Annotated in this window: 6 protein-coding genes; 5 read left to right on the top strand and 1 reads right to left on the bottom strand. The window is 39.3% G+C overall.

From position 1 onward, the window contains the following. Positions 1 to 140 precede the first annotated feature (140 nt). Complete coding sequence (locus tag Q0081_RS27955; RefSeq protein WP_298361306.1) at positions 141 to 614, top strand: hypothetical protein; 474 nt, start codon at positions 141 to 143, stop codon at positions 612 to 614. Position 615: 1 nt separating this feature from the next. After that, entirely contained in the window at positions 616 to 3465 is a 2850-nt protein-coding gene (locus tag Q0081_RS27950) for a CHAT domain-containing protein (RefSeq protein WP_298361304.1), read from the top strand. A 3-nt stretch (positions 3466 to 3468) separates the two neighbouring features. On the opposite strand, the gene Q0081_RS27945 is transcribed toward Q0081_RS27950, so the two are convergent. Further along, positions 3469 to 3624, bottom strand: a complete 156-nt coding sequence (locus tag Q0081_RS27945) for a hypothetical protein (RefSeq protein ID WP_298361302.1) — start codon at positions 3622 to 3624, stop codon at positions 3469 to 3471. A 187-nt stretch (positions 3625 to 3811) separates the two neighbouring features. Here Q0081_RS27945 and Q0081_RS27940 point away from each other — a divergent pair, with 187 nt between their 5' ends. Genes Q0081_RS27940 through Q0081_RS27930 form a run of 3 tightly spaced genes read left to right on the top strand, consistent with a single transcriptional unit; the run spans position 3812 to position 6281 of the window. Then, a complete protein-coding gene (locus Q0081_RS27940; protein ID WP_298361300.1) occupies positions 3812 to 4393 on the top strand; it encodes an RNA polymerase sigma factor in 582 nt (193 codons plus the stop codon). 4 nt (positions 4394 to 4397) lie between these two features. Further along, a complete protein-coding gene (locus Q0081_RS27935; protein ID WP_298361298.1) occupies positions 4398 to 5075 on the top strand; it encodes a tetratricopeptide repeat protein in 678 nt (225 codons plus the stop codon). A 33-nt stretch (positions 5076 to 5108) separates the two neighbouring features. Next, a complete protein-coding gene (locus Q0081_RS27930; protein ID WP_298361296.1) occupies positions 5109 to 6281 on the top strand; it encodes a sigma-70 family RNA polymerase sigma factor in 1173 nt (390 codons plus the stop codon). Positions 6282 to 6283: the final 2 nt, after the last annotated feature.

Below are 6283 nucleotides of genomic sequence, written 5' to 3'. Positions count from 1 at the left end.
TGGAGCACAGCAAGTTTTAAATCTGAGAACAAAAAACCTTAGTAATCAATGGGATGAGGTAATTCAATTGGTCAGAATGGCCGCTTAGGAAGCAATCCTGCATACATTCGTACACCCATACCTCATCTGAAACAAACTCAATGATGAATCCTATTTTTTTAAAAGAGGCTGTGCGACTGTCAAAATCCGACTCGACGATTGTCAATAAGCTGTATCCCGAAGCCTGCCGCAATCTTGTCTATAGCTTTTTGCCACTTAGTTTTCCGGTGAACAAAGAAACACCGAAGAAAATTATTCTCGACAAGCAAGGTGCTCTGGCGGTGAAAGCATCAGGTTATCTTGGAATAGGAATTTGGCTTGGCGGAAGTTATCCTGACGGATTGGAACGTGGTCTATTCAATTTTCCTATTGACGGCCTAAACATTGTAGGAGGTATTAATCACGCTGCTCTAATGTATAAATTGAACAATGAGGCTAATTGGCACTTTTGCGGCAGTAATTGTGAGATTAAAACCGACGGAATCAGTCAATATCTTGAACTGACATTTCATGTCAACGATCTTGATTTGACTGATAATTCTGGGGCTTATAACGTCACCGTCAATTACAAGTAATATGAGGTTTAGCCTTCGTTCCATCGTAGGTATGTACCTTTGGAGTATTTCTTTTGGTGCTATTGGGCAACAAACTCCCACCAGTAAGGCCGATTATCATCAAAAAAAAGCTGAACATTTCTCCCAACTTGATAGCAGTCGATTGGCAATAATTCATTATCAGAAAGCGTATCAGCTGGTCAGTCGAATTGACAACAATAGAGCAGCTGATTTGTGCGTAGATATATGCAGTGAATATTATAAAATTGGAGATTTTAAAAGTGCCATTTCTATCTGTCAAAAAGGCCTTTATCACCTCCGCTTTCTATCAACCTTGTCCGATACCACTCACTTCAAGCTCTATTCTTTTTTAGGGCCACTTCACCAACAGCAGTCCAACACCGATTCTTCTTATTTTTATTTTCAACAGGCCGAACAAACGCTTGAACGTAACATCTCCATAGAAACTCGCCTGCCTACCTATGTTTTGTATCACTACAACAATCAAGGACGAATGCTACTCAACTTTCAGGATTATAAACGCAGCATGGTTTATTTTCAGAAAGCACGTGCCATGGCCATCAAATATGGCATGAAAGAAACCATTCTCTACGTAAGTAGTAGTATTGCCGAATGTTACGATTTACTGGAAGACCATCAACAAGCCCTGCAATACCGCCGCGAAACGTTGCGTCTGCATACTCAACCTGATTTAGACAGAGCAGCTTATTTGTCAGGTCTTGCCTGGACTTTCTACAAATTAGGGCGATACGCTGCCTCTTTAGCTACCAGCCAAAACACGTTGCGATTACTTGAAAAAATTCACCCGGAAAACACTACTGCTTATTTTACCATTTTACTCAAGCAATACTGGTTTATGGGAGCCTGTTTTTATGATCAACAGAAATACCAAGAGGCCGATCGGAACGTCAATCAGGCACTTGGCATTTACCAAGCTAATTTTACGGTTAAGAGTGAAAATTTAGCAAGTCTATACTTATTAAAAGCACAAATTGCTTTGCAGAAACAAGATTATATTCAAGCTCTAAAGAGTCTTGATAAGGTACTGCAAGTGGCTTTGATTAAAAGTAAAACAGACAGTTTGACAGTCTCAGACATCAAAAATCCCAAGCTTTCTGTTTTAGCAGCACAATACAAAGCTTGGGCCTGGCAACGAAAATATCAAAATAGCCATCTTATTTCCGATTTATCAGAAGCTACCAACGCTTACGAATTGGCAATGCACCTTCAACAGCTAACGGGCAAAAGCATAGAGGACAAGCAAATGCGCCTTTTGCTGTCTGAACAAAAATTCTCGCTGTATCCGGAAGCTATAAGGATGGGCTATGAAGCACATCGGCGAAATCCACGTCATTTCGGAATTACTCGCCTGTTTCGGTGGTTTGAAGCTTTTCAGGCCAATCACCTCAATGACGCAGTGAGAGTAACAATGGCAAAAAAACGCACTCTCCCACCTCATATTTTGGATGAAGAAATGCGTATTGAACGACAATTGATGGCTTTTCGAGGGAAACAATCTATAGACACCATCATTTATAATGATCTCCAAATACGGGGGTATCGTTTCAAACAAAATCTCTTGGCGCATTACCCCGCCTATTATCGAAGTATTTATCAAGCAGCGCACTTTTCTTTGCCTGAATTGCAGCAAACATTAAACAACCAGACTGCCTACTTATCTTACATTTGGCAAAATGACTGTCTATATACTATGGTAATTACCCGCGATAAGGCTGAGGTAATCTGCCAGCCTATTCCCAAAAGATTAGCGTATTGTTTAAAAGATTTGCAACAGCAACTTTCTTACAACCCCGGTTTGGGGCGTTATACGGGTACAGAATCGGCCGTCTATTGTTATCAATATTTGGTGGAGACTCTCAAAAAACAATTGGTAGGAAAGCAATCCTTGGTGATTAGCCGCGACCCTAAGTTTCAATTTTTACCTTTTGAGGTACTGGAAACCGGTCAAAAACGACACGATTATATGTTAGGAAAATTTGCCATTGCCTATACTTACTCAGCGCAGTGGTACTGGCAACATCCAGCTAAGTCTAAAATAAACAACGAGACATGGCTGGAGAAATTATTTCCTAATCTACGTAAAAACACTTTAGTAATTACTCCTTTTGTGGCCGAAAAACAGTTGGATAGCCACTGGAAACCTGTTTCTAACTTGAAAGAGATTAAAAAAATCGGCGGCGAAGCCCTTCTAACTACCAAAGCAACCAAGACTGCCTTACTCAATACAGATTTACAAAAGAAAGTGATTCACATCGCTACCCACGCCTTTGTAGATTCTGTCGATTCCTTTAACTCATACCTTCAGCTCTATCCTGACCATGATAGCCACCTTTATTTTGATGACATCTGCCACCTACCCTTGCAAAACACAGCTTTGGTAGTATTGGGTGCCTGCGAGGCTGACAAAGGCAACATTGTCCAAGGCGAAGGAGTTTTGTCATTGGCGCGGGCGTTTGCTTATGCAGGCGCACAAGCCGTAGTTACTACATCTTGGGAAGCCAACAACGATGCCATTTCCTTCTTATCTTCTGGACTGCACCTTTATCTCCAACAGGGCTATCCGATTGACAAGGCAATCCAACAAGTGCGTCTGGATTTACTCAATTCGGAAGAATATACCCAATACAAGCATCCTTACTACTGGGCAAACTACACCTTATTGGGAAACCATGATGCGATTTACCCTAACAAATTCATTTTTTTTAAACCATTTAAGATCTGGATAGTAGGGATTATCTTACTAATAGTTGCCAGTACACTGTGGATAAAACGACAAAAAATTACCTTATGGGTTTTGTCATCGCGTACAACAACAAAACCCATAAAATGATCATTAACCACAATTCCCTCCGCCAGAACATGGAGGGGGCTTGGGTGGGGTGTCTTCGGCATAAGCAGGAGTGTTTTTGACAGGTTTTACTTCTTCGGTACACGAAGAAAGGCAGACCACTACCGCCACAAATGATAGAATACGCATGAGATTTTTCATTTTCTGTAAGGTTTAAAGTATTTGAAAATGATCCCAAAGTGTTTCCTTGGGTATCTGTGCGTTAGTGAGGTAGGCTGATAGGACATCACCGCCACTCCTTGAAAAATTTTTGAAAATTTTTTTTTCTTTCGTTTGTTACTTTCCATAGGCGAGAAAGCATACATGACAAAAACGCTTCCAAACCATTATGAAAAAGTCGCTATCAGATCAGCAGATTGTGGAAGGATTATTATTAAAACAGGAACGGCTCACCAACCAAATCGTAAGTCAGCTCTACCAAGACAACAAAGGGCGCATCAAGCAAATGGTGTTTAAGTGCGGAGGCTCTTTGCAGGATGCAGAAGATGTATTTCAGGAAGTAATTTTGATCTTTATTGAGAATGTATGGCAAAAAAAATTCTCAATTCAAAATGCAAAAATCAGTACTTACATATATGGTATTGCTGAAAAAGTATGGTTAAAAAAAATCCAAAAAAACAGCCGAGAAAAAGAGTATATAACCTTATATCAAGGAGAAAAACAAGAAGACGATTTTACTGACCCCCATAAACAATACACTGAAAATGAAGAACAGGAAACACTTATATCCATTTTTAATTTATTAAAGCCCGAAACTAAAGATGTATTGAACGCTTTTTATAAATACAGACATTCTATGCAGGAAATAGCCACCCATCTCAACCTCACAAGTATTGACAGTGCTAAAATGCGTAAATACCGGGGGGTTCAGGAATGGAAACAACTACTAATTGATTTTAAACTTATTTGAGACCATGAAACGACCAACCGACAAAGCCGAGGAGCATGACTGGATTGAGCAGTATTTGTTTGGAAAAATGACAAAAGAAGAAGCAGTATTTTTTGAGAATGAATTAAAGAATGACAAAAATCTGACCAAGGAAATGGAAAATGTCCAACAAATTCACAAACGCATTCAAGAAGTGTTTTTGGAGCAGAACGCACTAAATACTTTAAAGAAATTACAAGCCTTGGATAGGCGGCGAATTACCGTTTTTAAAGTATTCAAATACGCTGGATTTTTGGCAGCAGCCTGTGCAGCTTTTATTGTATATCTATCTTCCTCTCCTACCCAGTTCCCCAATTCCGAAAATGATTTTACGGTCGTGCGTAAAGCCAATCCTACCTCCATGACGCCTCAGCAACACTACGTATTCGATCAGTTTTTTGAAGGACAGGCTCACATAGCCGAAGGGCAATATACCTTGGCTATTAAAAATTTGGAGACAGTAGTTCAGTTCAATGACTTACGCCCTTATTTTAGAGAAGCTGCCCAGTGGCATTTGGCTTTTGCTTATCTTAAAAACGGAGATACCGTTCGTGCTGAGCAACTGTATCTACAGTTTAGCAACTGCTTGGATTGTGAATACCCCGTGAGCAAGATAGATCGTTGGAAAGTTTGGTGGCAAATCCAATACTCAAAATTATTTTAACTCCCTTTACCTCTTTCCTAATATTTTCCTACAATGTGGCTTTTTAACCGTACTCTTGAAGTTTTGCTGGGAAAAATTCCTCAAAAAAATAATGCAGCCCTCAAAAACGCAGTAGCTGATTTGTTTAAAGAAAATATAGGCGAAAAAATCCGTAAGACGAGCCTTCCCGCAGCAGTCAGTCACCAAGATTTGTTTCAAGCTACCTTGACAGAACTCACCAATATCATTGATAGCAATCGCACTCAATGGCCGAAATGGTACGAATCAACGATTAACGAATGGATGGGTGGTTTAGTCATGGCTTGCCGCTGGAAACTGCATTTACTCACTTGGAATACCGAAGAATCTCGGGAAAACAGTTTTTTCTTAACCCACGGTTTATTATTTTATATAGAAAACCAACCACCTACTCATCAAAGAAAGTTGGTCGAAAAACTGGACAAAAGCAATAAAGAAGCCATTGCTATGCGGGTTTTACGCGCCATGTTACCTTTTTTAAAAACGCACACAAACCTTACTTTTTTTCAGCTAATTCCTTCTCACGGTATTACACTTCAAAAAAGCCTGGTTAATGATTATCTTTCTGAACAAATACCCTTGTATGTGTATATGTTCATTGATGACTGTGAAGGTAATTTTTTAAAAGAGATACAAAGCTACTTAAAACATTACGTACAAAAGGGCCTTAAAAATTCGTTCATCCCAAGCTACGAAGAAATGGCCAAAGATGTGGTTCAGGATGCAATAAAAATTTTTATAGAAAAACGGAGTTATTATCGTCAACATCCTGACGAATTTTACGTGGATAAAAGACTTGGATTTTACTTTATTGACTTGATGCGTAGGTATAAACTGCTTTCAACTTATTTCAAAAAACACAACAAAACCGATTTCATTGATGAAAAAATGGAAGATGAAATATTGAGCAACAACATAAATGATAATGAATATGGTGGTTTGAGCCACGAAAACGAAGAAATCAGCATCATTGTAAAAGGCTGCTTCAATACCTTGGAAGAAAAATGCCAAGAGTTATTGAAAACCCGTTATCTATTAGATTTTTCGCAGGCACTTTCACACCAAGATATAAAGTCTCGAACGGGAGTTTCTGTACGCACCATAGAAAGGAGTATGCCTAAATGCGAGGAAATTCTGCGAACTTGTATTGTTTATAAAGCATCTCAACAGGGTTTACGCCTTTTTTGAAA

It is taken from the genome of Runella sp., assembly GCF_027484545.1.
In the GTDB taxonomy this organism is placed as follows: Bacteria; Bacteroidota; Bacteroidia; order Cytophagales; family Spirosomataceae; genus Runella.
Note: the sequence above shows the minus strand (reverse complement) of the source record. Positions and strands in the feature narration are given on the sequence as shown.